This window comes from Paraburkholderia madseniana (genome assembly GCF_009690905.1).
Lineage (GTDB): Bacteria > Pseudomonadota > Gammaproteobacteria > Burkholderiales > Burkholderiaceae > Paraburkholderia > Paraburkholderia madseniana.
The window spans coordinates 1-22,491 of sequence record NZ_VOSW01000049.1 but is presented as its reverse complement, the minus strand read 5'-3'; the positions used below and the strand labels follow the sequence as shown (position 1 = coordinate 22,491).

The 22,491-nt window shown below is 60.0% G+C and carries 24 protein-coding genes and 1 pseudogene; 16 read left to right on the top strand and 9 right to left on the bottom strand.

Features of this window, described 5'->3' with window-relative positions; all coding sequences use genetic code 11:
- The 4 genes from FSO04_RS24645 to FSO04_RS24630 are packed head-to-tail and all read left to right on the top strand — an operon-like array spanning window position 1 to window position 3,307.
- Window positions 1–1,179: an acetate/propionate family kinase gene (locus FSO04_RS24645; protein ID WP_154563357.1), complete on the top strand. Its 1,179-nt coding sequence runs from the start codon at window positions 1–3 to the stop codon at window positions 1,177–1,179.
- Window positions 1,180–1,191: 12 nt separating this feature from the next.
- Entirely contained in the window at window positions 1,192–1,983 is a 792-nt protein-coding gene (gene fabI, locus FSO04_RS24640) for an enoyl-ACP reductase FabI (RefSeq protein ID WP_154563355.1), read from the top strand.
- Between the two features lie 23 nt (window positions 1,984–2,006).
- A complete protein-coding gene (locus FSO04_RS24635; RefSeq protein ID WP_154563353.1) occupies window positions 2,007–2,261 on the top strand; it encodes an RNA-binding protein in 255 nt (84 codons plus the stop codon).
- 17 nt (window positions 2,262–2,278) lie between these two features.
- Window positions 2,279–3,307 carry a hypothetical protein gene (locus FSO04_RS24630; protein ID WP_154563351.1) on the top strand — a complete coding sequence of 343 codons (1,029 nt, stop codon included), beginning with the start codon at window positions 2,279–2,281 and terminating at the stop codon, window positions 3,305–3,307.
- A 379-nt stretch (window positions 3,308–3,686) separates the two neighbouring features.
- Here the strand turns inward: FSO04_RS24630 and FSO04_RS48770 are convergent.
- The 3 genes and pseudogenes from FSO04_RS48770 to FSO04_RS24610 form a co-directional block, all read right to left on the bottom strand.
- Window positions 3,687–4,212 (bottom strand): annotated as a pseudogene (locus FSO04_RS48770) (DUF4158 domain-containing protein); the annotation flags it as partial.
- A 340-nt stretch (window positions 4,213–4,552) separates the two neighbouring features.
- Window positions 4,553–5,137, bottom strand: coding sequence for a hemerythrin domain-containing protein (locus FSO04_RS24615; RefSeq protein WP_154563349.1), 585 nt, complete (start codon window positions 5,135–5,137; stop codon window positions 4,553–4,555).
- 348 nt (window positions 5,138–5,485) lie between these two features.
- Window positions 5,486–5,653, bottom strand: coding sequence for a hypothetical protein (locus FSO04_RS24610; protein WP_199203062.1), 168 nt, complete (start codon window positions 5,651–5,653; stop codon window positions 5,486–5,488).
- Window positions 5,654–6,039: 386 nt separating this feature from the next.
- Here FSO04_RS24610 and FSO04_RS24605 point away from each other — a divergent pair, with 386 nt between their 5' ends.
- From FSO04_RS24605 to FSO04_RS24580, 5 genes are all read left to right on the top strand, one after another.
- Complete coding sequence (locus tag FSO04_RS24605) at window positions 6,040–6,660, top strand: c-type cytochrome (protein WP_154563345.1); 621 nt, start codon at window positions 6,040–6,042, stop codon at window positions 6,658–6,660.
- Window positions 6,661–6,877: 217 nt separating this feature from the next.
- On the top strand, window positions 6,878–7,459 hold the full coding sequence (locus FSO04_RS24600; RefSeq protein WP_154563343.1) for a hemerythrin domain-containing protein: 582 nt from the start codon (window positions 6,878–6,880) through the stop codon (window positions 7,457–7,459).
- A 124-nt stretch (window positions 7,460–7,583) separates the two neighbouring features.
- Window positions 7,584–7,931 (top strand): hypothetical protein, encoded by a 348-nt coding sequence (locus tag FSO04_RS24595; RefSeq protein WP_097389460.1) that lies wholly within the window; start codon window positions 7,584–7,586, stop codon window positions 7,929–7,931.
- A gap of 762 nt (window positions 7,932–8,693) precedes the next feature.
- Window positions 8,694–9,167 (top strand): YbhB/YbcL family Raf kinase inhibitor-like protein, encoded by a 474-nt coding sequence (locus FSO04_RS24585; RefSeq protein ID WP_154563429.1) that lies wholly within the window; start codon window positions 8,694–8,696, stop codon window positions 9,165–9,167.
- A gap of 422 nt (window positions 9,168–9,589) precedes the next feature.
- Window positions 9,590–10,540, top strand: coding sequence for a universal stress protein (locus FSO04_RS24580; RefSeq protein ID WP_168435819.1), 951 nt, complete (start codon window positions 9,590–9,592; stop codon window positions 10,538–10,540).
- 77 nt (window positions 10,541–10,617) lie between these two features.
- Here FSO04_RS24580 and FSO04_RS24575 read toward each other — a convergent pair whose 3' ends face one another.
- Window positions 10,618–11,991, bottom strand: a complete 1,374-nt coding sequence (locus FSO04_RS24575; protein ID WP_168435818.1) for an ATP-binding protein — start codon at window positions 11,989–11,991, stop codon at window positions 10,618–10,620.
- Entirely contained in the window at window positions 11,988–12,650 is a 663-nt protein-coding gene (locus FSO04_RS24570; protein ID WP_154563423.1) for a response regulator, read from the bottom strand. The genes FSO04_RS24575 and FSO04_RS24570 overlap by 4 nt, the downstream gene beginning before the upstream one ends.
- Before the next feature lie 219 nt (window positions 12,651–12,869).
- On the opposite strand from FSO04_RS24570, the gene FSO04_RS24565 reads away from it, so the two are divergent.
- Entirely contained in the window at window positions 12,870–13,139 is a 270-nt protein-coding gene (locus FSO04_RS24565) for a PepSY domain-containing protein (protein ID WP_233464972.1), read from the top strand.
- Complete coding sequence (locus FSO04_RS24560) at window positions 13,136–13,687, top strand: cytochrome b/b6 domain-containing protein (RefSeq protein ID WP_154563339.1); 552 nt, start codon at window positions 13,136–13,138, stop codon at window positions 13,685–13,687. Before FSO04_RS24565 ends, FSO04_RS24560 begins: the two co-directional genes overlap by 4 nt.
- A 133-nt stretch (window positions 13,688–13,820) precedes the next feature.
- Here FSO04_RS24560 and FSO04_RS24555 read toward each other — a convergent pair whose 3' ends face one another.
- The 3 genes from FSO04_RS24555 to FSO04_RS24545 are packed head-to-tail and all read right to left on the bottom strand — an operon-like array spanning window position 13,821 to window position 17,492.
- Complete coding sequence (locus FSO04_RS24555) at window positions 13,821–14,417, bottom strand: hypothetical protein (protein ID WP_168435816.1); 597 nt, start codon at window positions 14,415–14,417, stop codon at window positions 13,821–13,823.
- A 46-nt stretch (window positions 14,418–14,463) separates the two neighbouring features.
- Window positions 14,464–16,974, bottom strand: coding sequence for a cation-translocating P-type ATPase (locus tag FSO04_RS24550; RefSeq protein WP_154563337.1), 2,511 nt, complete (start codon window positions 16,972–16,974; stop codon window positions 14,464–14,466).
- A 44-nt stretch (window positions 16,975–17,018) separates the two neighbouring features.
- Window positions 17,019–17,492, bottom strand: coding sequence for a carboxypeptidase regulatory-like domain-containing protein (locus FSO04_RS24545; RefSeq protein WP_154563335.1), 474 nt, complete (start codon window positions 17,490–17,492; stop codon window positions 17,019–17,021).
- Window positions 17,493–17,757: 265 nt separating this feature from the next.
- On the opposite strand from FSO04_RS24545, the gene FSO04_RS24540 reads away from it, so the two are divergent.
- The 3 genes from FSO04_RS24540 to FSO04_RS24530 all read left to right on the top strand — a co-directional run bounded on the left by FSO04_RS24540 (window position 17,758) and on the right by FSO04_RS24530 (window position 18,999).
- Window positions 17,758–18,237, top strand: coding sequence for a CreA family protein (locus tag FSO04_RS24540; RefSeq protein WP_154563417.1), 480 nt, complete (start codon window positions 17,758–17,760; stop codon window positions 18,235–18,237).
- Between the two features lie 5 nt (window positions 18,238–18,242).
- Window positions 18,243–18,668, top strand: coding sequence for a hypothetical protein (locus FSO04_RS24535; RefSeq protein WP_154563333.1), 426 nt, complete (start codon window positions 18,243–18,245; stop codon window positions 18,666–18,668).
- 124 nt (window positions 18,669–18,792) lie between these two features.
- Entirely contained in the window at window positions 18,793–18,999 is a 207-nt protein-coding gene (locus FSO04_RS24530; protein ID WP_233464967.1) for a polyphosphate kinase 2 family protein, read from the top strand.
- Window positions 19,000–19,126: 127 nt separating this feature from the next.
- Here FSO04_RS24530 and FSO04_RS24525 read toward each other — a convergent pair whose 3' ends face one another.
- A complete protein-coding gene (locus tag FSO04_RS24525; RefSeq protein ID WP_154563331.1) occupies window positions 19,127–20,875 on the bottom strand; it encodes a SulP family inorganic anion transporter in 1,749 nt (582 codons plus the stop codon).
- A gap of 61 nt (window positions 20,876–20,936) precedes the next feature.
- Between FSO04_RS24525 and FSO04_RS24520 the strand changes: the two genes are divergently transcribed.
- Together FSO04_RS24520 and FSO04_RS24515 are read left to right on the top strand one after the other, a co-directional pair.
- Complete coding sequence (locus FSO04_RS24520; protein ID WP_154563329.1) at window positions 20,937–21,233, top strand: hypothetical protein; 297 nt, start codon at window positions 20,937–20,939, stop codon at window positions 21,231–21,233.
- Between the two features lie 348 nt (window positions 21,234–21,581).
- Entirely contained in the window at window positions 21,582–22,130 is a 549-nt protein-coding gene (locus tag FSO04_RS24515; RefSeq protein ID WP_233464966.1) for a molybdate ABC transporter substrate-binding protein, read from the top strand.
- Window positions 22,131–22,491 lie beyond the last annotated feature (361 nt).

Sequence of the window (22,491 nt, the reverse complement as noted above, 5' to 3'; positions counted from 1 at the left end):
ATGGCAGACGTGATTCTGGTATTGAATGCCGGCTCGTCGAGCATCAAGTTTTCCGCATTCGAAGAGCAGGGCGATGTGCTCGAACTGGTCGTGCATGGGCAGGTCGACGGCCTGTACACGGCAAGCGCGCGGTTCGAAGCCGTCGACGGTCACGGCGAGCACCATGCGAGGGAATGGAGCGACGGCGGCGAGCTGGATCATCGCGAAGGCATTGAGCAAATCGGTGCGTTCCTGAGCGAGCACCGCGAAGGACACGAGCTTGTCGCGGTCGGCCATCGCGTCGTGCACGGCGGGCAGCGCTTCAGCGGTCCGGTGCGAGTCACGCCCGCGGTAGCGGACGAGCTGGCGAAGCTCACGCCGCTCGCGCCGCTGCATCAGCCGCACAACCTGACGCCCATACGCATCCTCGAAGAGCTGCAACCGGACGTGCCGCAGGTGGCGTGCTTCGACACGGCTTTCCATCGCACGCAACCCGAGGTGGCCCAGGCGTTCGCGCTGCCTGCGTCGATCACCAGCCGGGGCCTGCGCCGCTACGGCTTTCATGGGCTGTCCTACGAGTACATCGCGAGCGTGCTGCCTGACATCGATACGAAAGCGGCCAGCGGACGCACTGTCGTCGCGCACCTTGGCAATGGCGCGAGCATGTGTGCGCTCGTCGCGGGCAAGAGCGTAGGGAGCACGATGGGCTTCACGGCCGTGGACGGATTGCCCATGGGCACGCGCTGCGGCAACCTGGACCCGGGCGTGATGCTCTACCTGATGGAAGAACTCGGCATGGACGCGCGTGCCGTCGAGGATCTGATCTATCGCCAATCGGGGCTGCTCGGCGTGTCTGGCGTATCGAGCGACATGCGCGCGCTGCTCGCGAGCGACGATCCTCACGCCCGTTTCGCCATTGAGCTCTATATCTACCGCATAGCGCGCGAACTCGGCTCGCTTGTCGCGGCCATGGAGGGCATCGACGCGCTCGTTTTCACGGCGGGAATCGGCGAGCATGCGGCGGCGATCCGCGAGGGCGTGGTGCGGCACGCGGCGTGGCTCGGCGCGGAGCTCGACGCCGAAGCGAACGCCAAGGGCGGTCCCCTCATCACCACCGCGTCGAGCCGGATAGCGGCGTGGGTTATCCCGACCAATGAAGAGCTGATGATCGCGCGCCATACGCGCGCGGTCCTCGAATGAAGGAGAAATGCCATGTCGCCCGAAGGCACTGATCGATCACGTCCGGTACTTGCGGGCATGAAAGCGCTGATCACCGGCATTGCCAACGAACACTCGATCGCATACGGTTGCGCGAAAGCGTTTCGCGAGCTTGGTGCGGATCTGGCCATCACCTACGCGACGGAAAAGACCAGGCCTTATGTCGAGCCGTTGGCGAGCGAGCTTGAAGCAGAGCTGTTCCTGCCGCTCGACGTCGGCGACGCGGCGCAGCTGGAAGCGGTATTCGGGCAGATCCGGCAGCGCTGGGGACGTCTCGACATCCTGCTGCACTCCATCGCATGGGCGCCGAAAGACGATCTGCAAGGCGGGCTGTTGCATTGCTCCGGCGAGGGCTTTGCGCGCGCGATGGACATTTCGTGTCATTCGTTCGTGCGCATGGCGGCGCTTGCCGCGCCGCTCATGGACAAAGGCGGCACATTGCTCACGATGAGCTACTACGGCGCCAACAAGGTCGTGCCGAACTATAGCGTGATGGGGCCGGTAAAGGCCGCGCTCGAAGCCTGTGCGCGCTATCTCGCTTACGAGCTTGGGCCGAAGGGCATTCGCGTGCATGCGATTTCGCCGGGTCCGCTCAAGACGCGGGCGGCTTCCGGCCTCAAGAACTTCGACCTGCTGCTCAACGAGGCGGCCGAGCGCGCGCCGCTCGGCGAGCTGGTCGACATCATGGACGTCGGCTACACCTGCGCGTTTCTCGCCACCCCCTACGCGCGGCGGGTTTCGGGCGAAACGCTGTATGTCGACGGCGGCGTCAACATCATGGCCTGACATGGCTTCGGAAAGGAAACACCATGGCTCAACTTTTACTGGGTAATGTCGAAGAAAACGTGCCTGACGAGGAAATCAACGAGTTCCTGCAGAGATACGGATTCCCTCCGTTCGATTCGATCGAGCGCGTGCCCGCGGGAAGCGGACAACCCATCGCGCTGCTCAGGTTCAGCGACCTCTCGTCTGAGGCGCTGAACCTGCTTCGTTCGAGGATTCACAACATGTTCTGGAAGGACCACACGATCAGTGCGCAGATCCTGCCGGAAAGGCAAGATTGAGCCTCAAGGAGGCGAGCATGAGCATTCTGGATAGGCTGTTTCATCGCGAGGGCATATCGGAAAAGAGCGCCCCGGGTTCCGAGCAGGTGAGTGACGCCATCGAGCGCATTGCAAGACTGAGTCCGCAGTTGCGGCTGGCGGAGCGCTATCAGGAACGCCTCGCGCCCGCGGTCAGGGCCTCGCTCGACTATGTCGGGGCATTGGTGGACGACATGCCGCCGGCTCGCGAGGCGAGCGCATCCGCCTGGACGACGGACCCGTACATCCAGATCTTTTTCGCCACCCCGGAAGACGTGCCGCGCGCGTTGAGTCATTCGACCGAACTGCGTGCGCACTTCGCCGCCAACCCCCTGGCAAACGAGGCCTTTGCCGTGCTCGGCATGGCGATGACCGAGCGGCGGACAATCGGCGTCCAGCAACATGGCTCGGCCGCGCGCACCGACGTGCAGCGAACCACCGTGAATTTCAGCGATCATCGCGCACGGGTGTGCGCCAGCACGGAGCCGGCGCTTCGGGAGGAAATCGTGCGCCATGTGATGGATCAGCTCGTGCTGGCGGGCCTCGAGCGAATCGGTGCGGAAGCGTTGCGCCGCGACGAACTGGAGAAGGAGCGCGCGCTGCTCAAGACGCGCCTCGCGCTGCTGCAGCGACAGGGCAGCGGGATGAGCGCCGTATTGGGCGCGCAGCCGTTGTCCGGTCTCGTGGAGCTGGCGCGCCTGCAGGCGCAGATGGAAGAAAACGACGCGGAGCTGGCACGTCTGGGACTCGCGACCGAGGCGATCGACCGCCGGCTGGGGACCATTGCTGATGTGCTCAATTCGCCCGCGGAACACCTGCATGTACTCAAGAGGGACCTGCGGCTCGATCGCATGAACGTGATCGTGGAAAACGGGCACGCGCGCGAGGGCACAACGATCGAATTGAGGCTCGCGAGCGTGCCGGAAACAGCGGGTGCCATGCGGGCGTTTGCGCTGGTGCAATTTGCCCGCTCCGATCTGCTGCCGGCGCCCAGCATGGTCGATGAGGAGAGAAAGTTCTTGATATGACGACGCCACGAACGCTTTCGAGGAACCGGACCGCGCTCGCGTGGTGTTTTCCAATACAAAATGGATTGCTGTGCGGTATTGACTGCGTACTGACAGGCCATCCACGGATCGAACGACGAGAGCGCCGCAGGCAACATCGCAGCAGCATGTTACTCGCCGTCGAATGCGGCGCGTACTCGCTGATACAGATTTTTCCGCGCGACCAGCGAAAAAGGCTCCCCGCGCGGGGTCATAGTCGTCCCCGCTCCCATGAATGCGCGCACTGTTGGATGATCGCAGGTGTCGCGCAACGCCTGCGGCGTGCGAAGTGCGATGGCCGTCCCAGTCTGCGCATCCAAAAAGACGCCGTCATCGCAAATTCCGAACAGGCTCGGCAGTTGCGGGTGGCCCGTGTGACCGCCTCGGCGCAGAGGCGGTCAATGACGTTCACGGCAGGTAACAGCGCGGAATGGCGACACAGATACTCGATCAGCGCGCGGGCGAGTACGATGCTCTTGTCCGTCTGGGTGGCCAGTTCAATAAGCGCCCCCACCGCGGCCCGGTCGTCCGCGACGGTGAACGGCCGCATCCGGAGCAGTGCCTGCAGTTCAAGCAGGTGCTCAAGGCGCGTCTGGTCGCGCTGTCCATCTGTGTTCCCAGTGCATCGGCGCAACGCCTAACTGGCGGGCGACAAACGCCAGCAGGGCGGGTGGAGGAGCATCACCCACGGCCAGCATGATGCCGGGAACGCGCATGTAGCAGAACTGAGTGGCGAACCCCAGACGGTTCGGTGCACCCCGGCGCTGGCAGATCAGCGGCAGATCCGCTTCGCTGAAGGTGTAGTTGCGGATGAGGTCATCCTCGCTGTCCGGAAACGACAGCAGATTGTCCCGTTCAGCAGTGGAGAGAACTGGGCGACGCGGCATATTCGGGTTTGGGGCGCAGTACGACCGAAAAACAGGGTTATTCGTGAGTGTCGCTGGGACGCCCGACCGGCACGTCCCACTGAATCGGCCAGGTACATCGAGCGGCTTCCGAAAATTTTTCGCAGTTGTCTGCGTCGGGGGGAGTTCGGCCAGCTCCGGTCGTTCACCCAAACCCGCTTGCGGACATTCGAGCGTCGGTTACGCCCTGACAGCGGAGCTGGTACTCTCTTCCAAGTAAGTAAGTCGGCGGCCTGCGCCAGAACATTATTCCACGGACGGGGTGGGCCCGATGCTGTTGCATCGCTCATGCGCGTGAACAGCACCCTGTAGCCGGGGCCAATCAATGAGTGTCCGGTGGCTGGCCGAAGTCCTTTGACACCTGCGCGTCCAGAGCGATCTGCCTGCGAAGCGCCTCGAAGCGCTCCAGTACATTGTCTCCGAAAAGCGGATCTGGGCTAGCCGGTACCGCCGCATCGACTGCAGCCCAGTCCTGTTCTGTCAGCACCTGCGCAGCGCGAGGCATCACGTCTCGCTCCTCAGTGGAAAGGTGGTGACGATAGTACACAAGATACGTGGCCGTGGCCGCCTCCAGAGCGGCGCGAGGGATTACAACATCTCCCGCGGCTTCATTGATGCGAATCAGGAGTTCATCGCCGGCCGTGGCAATCACGCGATGCTCCTGCAAAAGGCGGTTCACCACGATTTGAGTCCCGGGATCCAGTTCAGCAAGCCGCGCGTACGCAACATCCTCCCGTGGATGATGAACACGATCGGAGAAATTCCGCATGTAGTAAAGGATATCGCCCATGAGAGCGTAATTCGGACTCTCGCCCCGGTGGAGCGCAGCTACCTGTTCTTCAAGAATGTCGAGTAGCCGGGCGAAATTAATGTGCTCGGTGTGCCATACGGCAAGTGAGTCGGCCATGGCGTGCTCCATTGAAATGGATCAAGTACACGATAGACCGTCTGGACCAAAGCGCAAATGCATTCCTTGTGGCGCGGTCGACAGCGTCCAGCGCGATCAGTGCAATTGAAATACTACTGGTTGCAACCCGAGAAGAACTGACACAGGTCAAGCCACTGCGGCATCTGTGCGCGGAGATCCTGCTGGACCAGACGGCTGGGGCGTGACTTGCGTGCCACACGCACTTCGGCCGAGTACAAGGCAGCCGACATGACAGCACGGATAGCGGCGGTCCCATGGCAGCGTTCGTCTTGCTGGCGAAGTCGCGTATGACCGGAGAGGACCGTCTTCTGCCCGACGCAACCTATCCTACGCCGCAACATTCCGCAGCAGTTCCATCGGACCGTGTTCGGCCATGCGGAGATATTCGCGCGAGAGCCGCAAAGCGGTCACTTTTGGCATCCAAGATTCAATTACCTGATCTGGCCAGTCCGCAAGTTCATCCTCGGCAACATCAAGGGCTCCGTGCATCGCCATCTCGTGATCGAGGTGTGAGCAGTGTCTCATATGTAGCTGCTTACCTGCCCGTGTAACAACGTCGAGGCGGCCCTCGTAGCCGTTGGGTCGGGTTCAAATTCAGACTTTAGTTCGGCAATCAGGCTGCATGTCAGTCTGGGGTCGCCAGCGAACTCGACCGCCATCTGTGCGGACAGAATGTGAAGCTTTAGCGCATGACTGGTGCCGCCGCCCCACCCCTCGTTGCCCTCCAGTTTGATGGGGAACAGTACCCGCGCCGTTTCGTATGTGTGAAACCGCACGCCTGCCATCAACTTTCTCTGCGCGCCGTGCCTGGATAGCTCATATGCTGAGCAGATGGCCCAGCCACTGATATCTTCAATCCGCTCAGCCTGACGAGAACGTCCATGAAAAAGATATTTGCTCCCCGGATGTCTGCGGTCGCGCTATTTGCCGCCGCTGGCATCGCCTTGATACCAGTCCTCACACAAGCCGAGGATGGTGCCCGCATTGCCGGGCAGATTTGCGCTGGCTGCCACGGCGTACACGGGCGCAGCGAATCACCGATGTTTCCGAAGCTCAACGCCCAGACACCTGAATACATCGAAGCCCAGCTCAAGGGATTCCACGATCACGCGCGCGGCGAAACTGCTGCCCGCGATTACATGTGGGGTATGGCCGCACTCCTGGACGAGGCAGCCGTCAAATCGCTGGCCGATTATTATTCGCATCAGGCCGCAACCCGGGGGGCGGCGGGTGACCCCACCTTGATGGCCAAGGGGCAGGAGATCTTCGAACACGGCGTGCCGGACAAGGGCGTACCGGCCTGCGCTTCATGCCACGGTGCGCAGGCCCAGGGGGCCGGTACTTTCCCGCGCCTCGCAGGGCAGCATCAGGAGTATCTGCTGCGTCAGATCGAAGTCTTCCAGAACGGTACCCGCGGCAACGCGCCCGTGATGACCGCCGTCGCGCATACGTTGAGCGCCGACCAGGCGAAGGCGGTTGCGGCCTTTCTGCAATCCAGATAAGCGGTTGCCAATTTATGCGGTCGACGGGTGCTGGCCCCATGGTCCACCATGTCCGCACAGCCGTTGATCTCCATCAAAGCTGTGGTGTTAGCTCGCTTTGATGTCCAGCGGAGGATGACTAGCATTAAAGTATTGGCGCAGCATCCTGCCCATGCCACTGGTGTGAAGCAGCAAATCGATTCGCCAATGCTTTTCATGTACTGCTGCGGAGTTTGATATGCAGTCTCTGGAACCGCGTTCCGCCATAACCGTCATCCTTCATGAACACGAGCAGATGTCGACCGTGGTAGAGGGCATGCGGCGCTTTGTGGGCCTGCTGGCAGCAGGTACGCCGGCTCCGGGCCTCATGGTGCTTCGGGCGATGCTTTATTACATCCGCGAGTACCCCCAGCAGGTGCACCATCCTAAAGAGGATCGCTATCTGTTCATGCCGCTGCGCGATCGGACGGATGAATTTGACCACGTCCTTACGGAGCTGGAGTCACAGCACGCTCGAGGTGACGTGAGATTGAGGGATATCGAGCACGCGCTGACCCGGTATGAATTGAAGGGCGCTCCCGCACTTCGGGAGCTGCGGGCCCTGGTGGATACGTATGCCGAGTTTTATGCAGACCACCGGTGTATGGAAGAGACGGTGATTTTGCCGGCCGCCAGACGTCTGCTAACAGAAGAAGACTGGGCTGAAGTCGACGCCGCCTTTGGCGCAAATCATGATCCGTTCGAGGGGGCAAAACTTGAAGACGATCTCGGCAAACTATTCTCGATGATCGTCAGAACGATCCCGGAGGCGGAAAGTTAGCAGTCCGGTTGCGCGTTGCGATGGGTGGCCGGTCACGTGATGCAAGTGCGGATCAGCGGGATTCGTGGCCGCGTCATTGAACAAAGAGTTTTTGTGAGCACCAAACGCCGACGCGGGAGGGGATATGCAAGCCGCTCGTCACTTTCACCTGGAACTGCGGCACGCAAGCGTGCCGACCTATGTTGCCAGTTACCTCTTTCCGATCCTGCTGCTGGCGTATGAGGTGCATAGGGTGGGCAGGTGGATCTTCGATTACGGGATGAATTTCGCGAACTTCAGGTTCATGGGTTACGAGTTTCTGCTGATGCTTGTGTTCGTTGCGCTCCAGGTCGTCTTTGAAGGCATTTTCCTGATTGGGGCGTGGATGAGCCGGGATCACGATTTCGAACACCGGGTCGCGAATCTCCTTGCGGGTCTCGGCTGTTCGCTGGTCGTCATCGGTTTCGACCTGGCTTTGCAGTACGCCCTGTAACGCGAGTTCTGCGTGCCGGCCAGGTCCGCTTTCAGAAATGCCAACTGTGCCGTTAGGGTCGACTTGGGACGCCAACGCTCCGCGTCGGCGCAAGCTCGCATATTGATGCGAGCGGTGAAATCGTGCACTCGGACCGCACGCCACTTCGGTAACCGCTGACCTACAATATAAGCATGGTCGCGACCTAATAAGGAGGCTGCCGTGACCCAGTCTATGATCTACTTCGTTGTCGGCTTGGCGGTCTTGTTGGTCGCCGGGTTCATGGTGGCACAACGTTACAGGCGCGATCACCCCGCAGAGGGGATGGCCCAGTGGCTTGATTCGCACCATATGGGTTGGCTGCACCGGCACAAACATTGATGCCGCATCGCAAATTGAAAGGCCCCGCATTCCAGCGGGGGTTCGTGCGATATGTCGGAACTCACAATCTTCGGCAGTAGTTCTCCTGCTTGTCGCACTTCCGCGACCCGTGCGCGATACTTATCGACCACAGCCATCTTTGCTCAGGCGGCACTTATGTGACGATGAGCCGCGCTTCGATTTCCGCCGCGACTCGCGCAGGGCGCGCACCAATCACCGGCCGCCGTGATGAACAGGGTACGGAGCGTGACGATGAGAGACTTCAACGTGCCCGACACCCACCTCAAGCGCCTTGAACAAGCGGCTAGGGCACGGGCCTCACGTTCCTTGCCGGCACTCTCGCTCACCTTATTGATCTTCACACCGGGACAGCCATCCATCGTTGCCGCCGAGGAGCGCACCATGACCCTGACGCTAACGTCGCAAGCCTTCCGACAGAACGGCGAAATTCCCGCGCAGCATACATGCCAGGGCGCCGATGTATCGCCGCCGCTCGCGTGGTCCGGCGTGCCCGCAAACACAAAAAGCCTGGCGCTGATCGTCGACGACCCTGACGCGCCGGACCCGGCCGCGCCGAAAATTACCTGGGTACATTGGGTGCTCTACAACATCCCGCCGACGGCAACTCGGCTTCCCGATGGCGCTGCGGCGCAGGCTTTGCCGGGCGGTACACTCGAAGGCATCAATGACTTCAAGCGTGCCGCTTATGGGGGCCCGTGCCCTCCCGTGGGACGCCACCGTTATTTCCACAAGCTGTATGCGCTCGACACCGTACTGCCCGATTTGAAAGGGCCCAGCAAGGCGGCGCTTGAAAAGGCCATGCGGGGGCACGTACTAACGCACGCGGAACTAATCGGCACCTATCAGAAGCGATGAGCGATGCGTCGTTGCATGAATTGGGATTGAGGACAAAGGAAATCCAGTGGTGCCGACACGTTATCCACGCGCGTCAGGCAGAGATCGGCCGAGGGTGAGTCAAAACTCAGGCTCACGCCTCTCGTTCAAAAGGTCGGCTTTCGAGAAGGGCCTACAACGGCTTGATGGCGTGTCGGGAAGGGTAAAGTGACCCCTCAAAACCTTCAACTTTTGCGTTTTGACACACCCTCGGCCACAAGCGGTCACTGAGGACCTGAAATTCACGGCCGGAAAGCAGTCGTTCGAGCTTGATGACGTTGAAATTCCTGATGTCGGATGTACGTTCACAAGAGCGTTTGATTCTGATCAAATCGCGACGACAAAGACGATACACACTGTAATCTCGTCGCTGTGGACAACCGGTTTGATATCGAGGCGGAACCGTGAGCAGCTCATACGTCAGCCAGAATGCGCCGTCAGGATTCGATCGTATATTGGTCGCGGTGGACCTGTCACCGTCATCCCTGCGGGCATTGGAATTCGTCAGAAATATCGCCCCAACTACTGCGCACATTCGCCTCGTGAGCGTTGCCGACAATCCTCGGACGCTTAGTCCTATGCCTCCGAAGGCGAGTGCGGAACTGTATGCCGCACGCGCGGAACTTCTGCGTGACGCTGCAGATGCCCTCGTTCAGGCAAAGCACGTCTTTGCAGGTTGTAATTTTCTCCTCGAAGAGGATGTAGTCGACCTTTCGAAGCGAGGTGGCGACATCGCCACGGCATTGATCGATGCTGCCGACGACTGGCGTGCCGATCTTCTGGTTGTCGGCGCACGTCAGCATCATGGACTACTGCGCTGGGTCGAAGGCACAGTGTCCCAGCCACTGACAATACATTCCCGATGCTCGCTCCTGATCGTGCCGCCTTCCCACGAGGAAAAGTTGGCGCGCCCCCCGCAACGGGTTCTGATCGCGATCGACGGAAGCGCGCCGTCGTTCGAGGCTTTGAGGTACGGCATGCGGTTTGCGAAGCCGGAAGTCAACATGCGGGCGGTCTATGTCGTCGATCGCGCGGTGCGTCTGACGGATTTTGTACCCATTCATGTGCTTGAAGACGCGTTTATCGAAGAGGGCAAAGCGGCGCTTGCCACAGCGGCGGAAGTATTTGCGGGTTCGTCCTGTCACTGCGATACCGCACTCATCAGTACCAAGCAGACAGGAGACGACATCGCCCACGCGATCGTTCGCCAGGCAAGTCACTGGAATGCTGACCTTCTGGTCATGGGCACGCATGGCCGACGTGGAGTAGCGCGATGGCTACTGGGCAGCGTCGCGGGCCGTGTCGCGCATATTACGCAGACGCCCTTGCTGCTCGTTCATGCCCAAGACTCGTGACACAACGTGTCGATGAGGCACTGCGCATGAAGCGATATGCCAGCCTGCTCCAATGGATCGTGCAATGCTGCGAGCGTTTATGGCGAACTGGGGGAACGGGTGACCGGGAAGCGGACCTCGACGCCCAACCCCCGGCCGTCAATGCCCGATGTATAGGTTAGATGTCCGTCGAGGCGAACCACAATCCGAGCGACGATCGAGAGACCCAATCCACTACCACTTTGACGACTTCCCCCAGCCCGGAAAAAGCGATCGCTCAGACGCAACCGGTCCTGCTCCGACACACCTGGGCCGTTATCTCGCACAAGCAGTAGGGTCGCCTCCGACGTTCTCCGGGTGACGACCTCGACACTACCTCCCGTCTCGCCATACTTGATAGCGTTGTCTACCAGATTGTCCAGCAGGATACGCACGAGTGCGGGCTCCGCTAACATCGTCACGTGTGTATCTCCGTTCAGGACTAACCCGATGCCTTTGGACGACGCATTCGCTTCGTGAGCAGTGATGCATTCGCGGGCAACGGCATCCAGCTCCACGGTCAAAGCTGGTGCGGGTACACCTTCGTCAAGTCTCGCCAGCAACAGAAGTTGATCCGCCAGATGTGTGCTCCTATCGACACCTTCAACGACCCGCTGCATCGCGAGGCGTTGTTTTGCCGGATCCCGCGTGGTAAGAGCGACCTGTGCCTGAACCTTGATCGCCGCCAGTGGCGACTTGAGTTCGTGTGCAGCATCGGCCGTGAAGGCCCGCTCACGGTCGAGTGACCCTCGCAGCCGCGAAAACAGAACGTTGAGCGCGTCGACCAAGGGACGCACTTCGGCAGGTGTGCGACGCATATCGATGGGGTCCAGATTGCCGGCGTTTCTGGCACCGATGGCCCGCGAGAGTGTTTTAAGCGGCGCGAGGCTGCCGCCAATGCCCACCCAGATCAACAATGCGAGAACCGGCAGCGCATAAGCAAGCGGCTTCGCGATGCGGCGCGCCACTCCGGCGCCCAGATCGGCGCGGCTATCGCTACGTTCAAATACCCGCACACTCCTGCCACGCGCCGCGTCATGGAGCACGTAGGTATTCCATTTGAGCGAGTCGTATTTCGCTACAGCGCCCACCGCTGCCTGAGACGACGGCGGCTCCTTCGCGGCGGCACGCGGCAAACCGGGGCTCGCTGCAAGCAAGCGCCCTTCGGCGTCGCGCACTTCATAAAGGAGCCGGCGTGACAGGTCATCGTCGCCGTCATCATCGGATACATGGAACCCATCTTCGGTAAGCGCCGCGAGATCATTGGTATCCACGAGCGTGAGTGTGCGAGCGGCCTGTTCGATTCGCGCATCGTCCCATTCACCGACTTCATGAATGGCCTGGCGGTAACTTGAAACGAGGGCTGCGACCCAGACGACCGAGACGCTCGCCAACACAAGTAGCATAAGGCGTTGACGGATTGACCGTGTCACGACGTCTTCTCCACAACGTACCCAACGCCCCTGATCGTCCTGATCAGTCCAGGTCCCAGCTTTTTGCGCAGATTGGAGATGTGCACCTCAACGGCATTGCTCTCCACCTCTTCCTGCCAGCCGTAAAGACTTTCCTCAAGGCGGGCGCGGGAGAGCGGCGTACCTTGGTGGGTCAGCAGCTCGATCAGCACAGCACATTCCCGTGAAGTCAATGGCTGGCGCAGACCGTTGCGTGTGACCGTGAACGTCGAGGGATCGACGCTCAGATCCTGATACTCGATCGTCTCGACGCTGCGACCATGCGCGCGGCGCAAAAGCGCACGGCAGCGCGCAATCAGTTCAGTGAGATCAAAGGGCTTGCCGAGGTAATCGTCGGCGCCGGCGGTCAGGCCTCCTACCCGGTCCGCTACCGTGTCCCTTGCGGTCATGACTAGAACGGGCGTATCGTCGCGACGGGCTCGCAGCCAATCCAGCAACTCAGTTCCAGATAGTCTCGGCAGACCGAGATCGAGCACCACCAGTTCGTACTCTGTTGTGGTCAGCGCCAGCATCGCCTCCCGGCCATCGTGCGCCCAGTCGACCGTCATTCCGGCGTCGCGCAGACCTTCTTCGACGCCGCTTCCTATCAAATCATCATCTTCGACCAGTAACACGCGCATTTCGTCGCACTCCAAAAGGAACAGGCAGGCAGCGGAGCCTGCTGCAAAGTAACCGCCCGGATCATCAGCTTCGATCGTCAAGTCTAATCCCGCTCCGCATGCCTGCGCGAGGGTGTTCTGCTTAAGATTCCCTTCAGGCTCGCGTTGCAGCATGCATCTGTAAATAGCACCGTCGATATTGTTTCAACCCACCTGACTATGGAGTTCCACGTGAAAACGATGAATGTTCGCCTCGCCGCTGCAGTTGCCCTGATTGCGCTGCCGTTTGCCGCACATGCGACCGGATCCTGCACTACCGAACCGAAAACGAAATGGATGCAGGACAAGGAAGTTTCGAACCAGCTGGAGAAGCGGGGTTACCAGGTCAAGCGGGTCAAGACTGAGGGAAGCTGCTATGAGGTCTATGCATTGGACAAGAAGGGTAATCATCACGAGATGGTTGTCAATCCTGTCGATGGCAAGCCTGTCAGCGAGGAGGTCAACGAATGAGTTCCCTGAGCCGAGAGGAAGGCGACGCCTCCCGATCAACGCTAGTGTGGGACCTGTTCGTACGAGTGTTCCATTGGGGTCTTGTGGGTGCATTTGGTGGTGCATACGTTTTGAGCGAAGACGGCGGAACCGTCCATCATGCCCTCGGCTACGCGGTTCTTGGGTTGGTGGCGGCTCGTATCCTGTGGGGCTTCGCGGGAAGTTATCACGCCCGCTTCGCCAACTTCGTACCGACGCTGCGTGCATTTGCCGAATACACAAGAGCCATGCTGGCGGGCCGCGAGCGGCGGTACCTCGGGCATAACCCCGCGGGTGGGGCAATGATCATTGCCCTTCTTATGCTACTCACCGCGACGGGCGTGACCGGATGGTTGCTCACGACCAATGCATTCTGGGGTTCCGAAGCGCTGGAAACTCTCCACGGGGTATGCGCCAACGCAGTGCTGGTGTGTGTCGCAGTTCATGTCGGTGGCGTTTTGCTGGCAAGCTGGCGTCACCGGGAGAATCTGGTCGGCGCGATGCTTACCGGCCGCAAGCGCAAAGATTAAAACCTCTCCGGCTGGTACAAGTGCACCGGCCGGCTATTCGCGGTTAGACAAGTTCGCCCGGAAATCCCCCCAAGGTTCGCCTATGGTTGCAGGTCCGGTCCGGCGCTCAAGTCCGCCAGTTTCCAGATGCTTTTTACTGCCGCCTGAAGCGGAACCTATGCTCGTTCAGAAGGTGTGCCCAGTCGAGCTTCATGAAGATGAACACCAATCCCAACAACACCAGTTGGGAAGCGATGAAATAAGCGCCCAGATACCCGCCTTCCAGCTCTGTCTCCGGATCGACGTGCGAATGCGTCAACTGCGCGAGGTGCGTCCAGACCGCATAGCTTGCGAGACGCCCAAAAAAGAAAGGCACGCCGATGAGCCACAGGCGTAACCTGGTCAGCCCGTATGCAATGAACAGGTAGTTCGATGGAAATGGACTGAATGCATACAGCAGCAGTGCCCCCGCGGTGACCGCTTTCCTTTTTTCCAGCCAGACCTTCACCACGTCGATGTTTTGCCGATCCGCTTCGCGCATCAGGTGTCCGCGCACGAGCCAACCGGAGCATTGCGCGAGAATCAGGCGTCCCGTCGTGGCAGCGCTCGCCGCGACGACGGCGAGAAGCAGCGGATTCTGCTCGGGATGATTGAAACCCATCCACGACATCGCTATCCACGTCGGAGGCGCGAATGCTGGAATAAGGTTTAGCAGCAAAATGGCCACGAAAAGCACTGCCATCGTCATCACAGGAGGACTCTCCGCAAGTCAATTTTGTGCGTGCTATACGCCCGCATCAAGGACTGAGCAGCGCAACCAGTCCAAACAGTCGCGCTAGGGCAGGAACGGTCATCAAAAGCAGTAGCGCTACCCCCGTTGTGATCAGAACAATCCGAAGGTAGTGATTCTGCTGAGGCGCATGGGCACCGCTTCCCGACTGCGGCAACACACGGATCACGAAGATCAACACGACGTTGCAGGTTACAAGTGCCACGAATGCGAGTGTGCGGGCGAAGGGCAGTTGGTAGCCATGAGACAGCAGGCCAGCGTACAGACCCAGCACCAGCATGGCGGCCACAGCGCCTGCCGCCGCCCCTTGAGCCAGTGCGCGATTCGATAGCAGCCGCGCGCCGGCGCGGCGTGGTGGCAGACGCATCAGGTTCTCGCGCTCAGGCTCGTTCTCGAACACGACCGAGCACACTGGATCGATAACCAGTTGCAAAAAAACGATATGGACCGGCGCTAGCATCGGCGGCCAGCCGGCAAGAACCGGAATCATGCTGGCGGCTATCATCGGAATGTGAACGGCAACCGTGTAGCTGATCGCTTGCACGAGATTGGCGTAGATACGCCTTCCTAGCCGGATCGCTGACACGATCGGCGCGAAGTCGTCACGCAGCAGGACCAGCGAGGCTACCTCGCGCGCAACTTCGGCGCCGCGCAGCCCCATCGCAATGCCGATGTGCGCCGCCTTAAGCGCGGGCGCGTCGTTCACACCGTCGCCCGTCATCGCGACCACCTGGCCACTCTCCCGGAACGCGTTGACGAGCCGTAGCTTCTGCTCCGGTTTGACGCGGGCGAATGCGTCAACGTTCTTTATGGCATCGCGAAGCTGTGCGTCGTCCATCGCTGCCACTTCCTGGCCGGTCACGATCCGCGCGCCGTCGATGCCGACTTCGGTCGCAATGGCCCGCGCTGTCGACGGATAGTCGCCGGTAATCATCACCACGCGGATGCCGGCTGCCTGGCATTCTGCGATGGCACCTGCGACCTCCGGCCGAACCGGGTCCAGCAGGCCGACCAGCCCCACGAAAGAGAACTCGAAGTCATGCTGCTGTTCCGGCCAATCGGGACGTGAGTGCCGCGCCTTGGCTACCCCAAGCACCCGCAGCCCACCCGCGGCCGTCTGCGCGGCCTGATCAAGAACAGTCTGCGTTTCCAGTTCGCCCAGGTGACACAAAGCACAGACCGCTTCTGGCGCGCCCTTGCAGGCCACTGCGTGATGGTCGAGTTCTGGCGCGTGCCATACGTGGGACATGGCCGGCAATTCCGGCGAGAGAGCGTACTCGTGAACCAGCGACCAGTCCTCGTGGAGACGTCCCGTGCCAGCGAGCCCAACCCGGCCTGTTTCGTGAAATGCCAGCTCCATTGGATCGACCGGTTCGATTTCGCTGGCGAGAACCAGATATTCGATAAGTTCGTGATACGCCTCATCAATACGCTGAGTGGCCTGATCAATGACTTGCCGCTTTCCTTGCGCGAAGAGCACTCGCACGGACATGCGGTTTTGCGTCAATGTGCCCGTCTTGTCGACGCACAGCACTGAGGTCTGGCCAAGGGTTTCGATGGCGCTCATGCGGCGCGTCAGCACGCCTTCGTTGGCGATGCGGCGAGCCCCTAGTGCCATGAACACGGTTAGTATCACCGGAATCTCTTCGGGAAGAATCCCCATGGCCAGCGTGATCCCGGCGAGCACGCCCGGAAGCCATTCCCCGGAGCGCCAGCGATAGGCCATGACGAGCAGCAGACACAGTGCGATCGCAGCCAGCGCAAAGCGATTGACGAATGTTCTCGTCTCCAGTTGCAGCGGCGAGCGGGTTTCCGTGATGCCGGTCAACGACTTGCCAATGCGACCGAGCGTCGTATTCGACCCCGTCGCAGTCACGACCATCTGCCCCTGGCCCTGCACCACCATTGATCCAAAAAAAAGCTGCCCGCCAGGATTTTCCTCCGGATGAGCATCGGGTCGTGCCACGGACTTGTTCACCGAAACTGACTCGCCTGTCAGTAGCGACTCATCTACGCTCAGTTCGTGAGCTTCCGTCACGGAGCCGTCAGCGGGCACGCGTGCGCCTTCGTCGACGAAAATCACGTCGCCAGGCACCAGTTCGGCAGCGGAAACCAGTTGCCGTTGCCCGTCCCGAAGGACCTGCGCGCGGGGCGCGGACAGCTCGCGAAGAGAGTCGAGAACCCGCGCGGTGCGGTGACTTTGAAAAACCGTGAGAAAGACGATCCCCATCACGAACGCGAGGAGCGTCACCGCTTCCGAAACATCCCCGAGCACAAAATAGATACCGCTCGCGGCGAGCAACAGAAGGAACATCGGCTCACGGAGTACCTCCCACAGGGTCTGCAACCAGGTGCGCCGCGCCGTTGAGTCCACGACATTGCGTCCGAATTTGGCACGCTGCGCCTCCACCCGCGCGCTCGACAGCCCACGCTTCCTGTCGGCGTGCACGACCGGCGGTGCCGGTTCGATGCTGTCAGAGGTTACGTCCGGGACGCGCTCAACGGGATTTGTCTGCATTCTGGTGTCCATCAGTACGCGGATTGCGACACGGAACAGGCCGCTCAGGGACGGCCCATATCTGGACAGCTCTTGCAGATGTGCACGACTCCGCGACGGTCCGGATCTTCCCAGTAGAAACGCAATTCAGCCCCGCCACGTGCGGGCACCTGGATCTTTCTGGTTTCGATGATGTGGCGCGTTTGTGCCCTGATCTGATAGCGCCCTGCCGGTAGCCGGACGAAGAGAAACGGTCCTTCTGTGCGAATGGTCAGGACCGATCGTCCGGCTCCCGACGTTATCGTCACATCGATGTCGGACAGATAACTCCCTGTCTTCGACGCAAACGTCATGCGAAGGTTGTAGTTTGCGGCGGCGGCGCGAAATGCCTGAACCTCATCTTCGCCCACACCGCCAGTTATGTAGGAGATGCCGTTCTGCGAAGCGGGTTGCGGTAGCGATTGTGCGAGTGCAGCACCACTTACACAGGTGAAGAAGAGGAAAGGTAGAAGCATCGAAAAGTGGGCATTCCTGAACATGACAATCCTCGATATGCGAACTTGCTGGCGACGCGGGCGACCGAAATCCTGGTTTGTTGACGTCCGGACAAGGAATGGTCAATCAGCTGCCGACATGTGTCCTGCGTGGACAACGTATCCATTTTCAGAATGACGCCAGGCGAACACGCAGGCGTTGACCTACATCAAGCAGCGGACTTCCGGGTGAAATAGCCTGAACTCAGCGATCCGTTGTTGCAGCGTTGCGCGGCCGAAGATCTGACTGTCGGATACCCGGAGGTGGATGATGATCAAGCTGATTCCAGTGCGGTGGAGCATCCTGGGTGCACTGCTGATATTTTCGTCTTCCGTTGTCGTAGCCAAGGAGCTGGCGACCATCGATACGCATACCCAGCGATATGGTTCTCACATCGCCATTTCGGCTTACGACGATCCCCTCGTGAAAGGCGTGACCTGCTATGTCTCAGAGTCGCATTCCGAGGGCGCACTGGGAAGTGGACGAATCTCCCGCGGGACGGATCTGACGGCATCCTGCCATCAGACAGGCGACATCCGGGTTGCCGAAAGTGTGCCCAGACAAGCACAAGTATTCACTGCTGAGTCAGATCCAACTTTCGACTCGCTCCATATAATCCGGGTGCTGGACACCGAACGTCACTCGCTTGTCTACTTCACGTACAACGAAGACGAGGTTGCAGGAGACTTGCCGGGTCGCATCTATGTGATCCGTTTGCCGGCAGGTCCCAGGATGCCCACCAGACAGTAACTGCCATGAACTCCACTTCGTTCTGCGTGCACAGACGCGCTCCGTGGGTGAAAGCGGGGACCACCTATGCCCTCCTTGTCTTCGCGATAGGATTCGCTCTCGGTGCAATACGCGTCCTGGTGCTGGTGCCGCATCTCGGCGCAACTGCCGCCGTGGTACTGGAAACGCCAATCATGCTTGCGGCCAGTTGGAAGGTTGCGCGATGGAGTGTGCAGTGGTTCAATCTGCAACCCGATTGGCGTAGTCGTCTCCTTATGGGGATCGTGGCCTTCATCGTTCTCGTGGTCGCAGAACTTGGTGTCGCTGTGTTCGCGTTTGGTGAGTCTCCGGCACAGTATGTTTCGGGTATCGGGTCGATCGCTGGAGGGATCGGCTTTGCGGCACAGATCTGCTTTGCCGGATTCCCCTGGCTACAAGCCTACCGACATTGAGCGGCTACGAGGATCAACATGGAAATCAATTCGCGAGATTTTCGGGTCCCGGAAGGCGGACGGATCAAGCTCGACAAATGGCCGACGAAGGTAGAGCCCGCGAACAGTTCACGGGAACCAGTACATGAAGGCCTACGAGGAATGCCTCAATGCGAGCAGCACCCAGCGCGCTCCCTGGTACATCGTTCCAGCCGACGACAAGGAGAACGCGAGGCTGATCGTGTCGAAGATCGTTCCTGAGACGCTTGAGGAACTTGAAATGACCTATCCGAAGGCGAACGCTGAACGCAGAAAGGAATTGCAGTCAATTCGTGCGCAGCTCGAGAAATGAGGAATGGGAGCTGAGCGAAGTCAGGATTGCAAGCGAGGCCCGCTCCGAAGAATGCGGTAGAAGTATGGCATGCCAGGCCGGTGCCAGTTACAGATCGAACCGAGCTGCGCACAAGCTAGCCGGCCAATCACTCGCTCGTACAGTCAACGCCGTGCTGCGCGGAATAGCTGCGAACGGCATCTGTCACGGTCTCGAAAAAGTGTGTTTCGTCAAACATTTCAAAGAGTCCGTAGGCTCGCAGTCGGTCTTTCACCGGGCCTTTCATTTCCGCAAAATACAGAGCAATGTTCGCTGCTACAAGCTCTTGATAAAGCCCAGAGAGCATGTCGGCAGCCGTCACGTCGATATCGGTGATCGGCTCCGAGGCGACGACCAACCAGGCTGGTGGTTGAGATGCCTGCGCGATCGCCTGTCGCACGTGCTGGCGAAATATGTCCGCATTTGCAAAAAAAAGTGGTGCATCCCACCGAATCAACAGAAGACCGGGGACTTGCTTTGCATCAGGGTGCCGCACAACATCGTGATACCCGGGTCTTCCGTCAATCTTGCCCAATACGGCATCGTAAGGGTGCCACGCGCGCCAAATGAATGACAGCAGCGACAAGCCGATTGCGATGAAAATGCCCTGTACGACGCCGACAGTCAGGACACCTGCGAAGCAGGCCATGGACAACGTGAACTCACTGCGGCGCATTCGATAAAGACGAGTCACGTTTCCAAGATCGACGAGCGAAAATGCGGCGGAGACAATGACGGCGGCAAGCGCCGCGTTAGGCACGTGAGTTAGCAATGCCGGGGCCGCGATTAGCAGAAATGCGATGCAGAGCGCGGACACAACGCAGGTCAACTGTGTCTTTGCACCGGCTGCCTCGGCAACTGGCGTTCGAGACGCACTACTGCAGACGGGGACACCCTGCAACAGACCGGCCGCGATATTGGAAACGCCAAGCGCCACCAGTTCCTGGTTCCGGTTGACCGTGTAGGCGCCACGCAGGGCAAACGCTCGGGACAAGACGCTCATATCGGCGAACGACACGAGAGCAATCGCGACCGCCGCACCGATCAACGCCTGTACATCCTGCAGCGACACCGCGGGAAGGTGAAACATCGGCAAACCCTCAGGTAGCCGGCCTACGACAGCAATGCCGGCGCGGGTCTCCGGTTCGAGCAACCAGACTGCTGTGGTTGCCGTGGCCACGACAATCAAGGTACCTGGCAATGCAGTCGCGTACCGTTTGAGCGATACCATCGCCGCCAGACACGACAAGCCAATCGCACAGGCAACCCAGTTTACTTTCCCGGCGGCGACACCATGGATTACGCTAGCCACATCGTCCAGAAAAGTACCGCCTGGAATCGCAAATCCAAACAATCTGGAAAACTGGCCCGCGAACAGTGTCAATGCAATCCCGTTGAGATAGCCGTATTGAATTGGCTTGGAAAGAAGGTCTGTTACAAAGCCCAGCCTGAACAGTCCGATCAGGACGCAGAAGATACCCGACATAATTGCCAGCACTCCGGCGAGTGCAAGAGCCGATTCTGGACGGCCGCCAGCGAGAGGAACCACAGCAGCCGCAATCAGCACCGTCAGTGCAGAGTCGGGACCGAGAACGAGAATTCGACTTGGGCCGAAAATGGCATATGCGATCAGGGCGGCGATGCTTGCATATAGGCCACCGACGCCTGGCAGCCCGGCGGCTTGCGCAAAGCTGAGTCCGGTAGGCACGAGTACTGCCGTCAGCACGATGCCGGCGAACACGTCTTTCGTGAGCCAGCCGGGCTCGTAGGTTCGCAACGTAGAGGCTGCCGGTATCCAGCGCCATATCCCTTTCGGTGGCTGTTCAGTGCGACGCCATAGATGTGGATGGTGTGGCATATGCGTGTGCAGGATTCGGGAAGCTGTGCAAGAGACCGCAGGAACACGGACATCACGCGCTATGGCACCTTTACTCTGGAAGCAAGTTTTTGCTGTATTGCCCGGATTGCGCTACCGCCAGCAATCATCCTGTTTGACATCGATCAACCTGGGCGAGATCGGACTTGCCGCACGGATCCGCCGTTGCCGGACTTGTTCTTCTGGGTATTCAACCTATGCTGAGCCTATCACGACCAGGACGGCTCGTTTTGAGGAATGGCTTTCTGCGGTCACTCGAATTCTGAAATACCTCAAACCGGACAGTGACGACTGGCTGCTTCGGGTCGATGAACAGCGCCCGCCGACGGCGGTAGTGTGAGGCTGACCGGTTTGCGGCAGTCTCGCTGCCGCGCTCGATGCCGGCTAACATGATGACTGGCATCCGGACTCGATGCATATCCGGACCGGGTCATCCGATCGACATTGGGGCGGGGCCGTGACCATCCGCAAGCCGTGGATTCGCGCACTCGCGTTCTGCGTAGCGGGGTCGCATTGGCAGGTGAGGTCAAGGTGATGATTTCGGGTGGGTTCGCGTCGTCCTATCGCGAACTGGGCCCGCAATTCGAGGAGGCGACCGGCCGTAAGCTAATCACCGTCTTGGGGGCCCGCAGTGGGTACGGCCGCGAATGCGATCCCTGTGCGGCTTGCGCGCGGCGAGTGAGCCGACGTGCTGATCGTGGTTGGGTATGTACTCGACGATCAGATCAATGCCGACAAGGTCTTGCCTGACAGTATGGTGGACTTCGCACGCTCGGCAATCGGCATGGTGGTTCGCGAGGGGAAGCCGAAGCCGGATATCAACTCGGCCGACGCATTGCGGCAAGCGTTGCTCGCAGCAAAGTCGATCGTCTATCCGGACAGCCCCAGTGGCGTCTATGTTGGCAGCGAACTGTTCCGGCGTCTCGGCATCGCGGAGCCGATGGAGAGCAAGAGCCGCATGATTCCGGTCGCGCAGGTCGCCGAGGCCGTCGCGAATGGAGAAGCTGAGATCGGAATTCAGCAGGTCGTCGAACTGTTGTCGGTGAAGGGGGTGACGGTGGTCGGCAGTTTGCCCGGAGAAGTGCAGAGGTACACGGTGTTCTCCGGGCGCATCGCCACCAATGCGAAAAATCCGGCCGGCGCAGAGGCGCTGATCCATTTTCTGTCGTCACCGGACGCGGCGCCCGCAATTTCGAGGACGGGGCTCGAACCGCTTTCGGCGACGCCTACGAAATGAGCGAAAACGCGTGTCCTATTCGCCGTTCGACCTGAGTGGCCGGCGACTTTCCGGGAACGGCCATCCAGTCAGCCGTAGAATTGTTTAGCTGTCCGCTGTCGAGGGCAAGACGAGGCGTTCGCTATGACGCTGCTACCTTCAGTTAGGAACTCCTTGCGACTTTCGGTCCATGCTCTGGTCACTGGTCCGGAAACTCGACTATTGATGGAGTTCTCTGCGCACAGATCGCCGCAAGAGATATGCTCGGATCTGGTGTACGGGGGAGTTGAGGCGGGAGATTGAAGGCGGTGGAGGTTTTAGCTGAGAATCTGATTGTCGAAGTCGGAAACCAGCAAACAACAAACCATCCACCATGAACAAG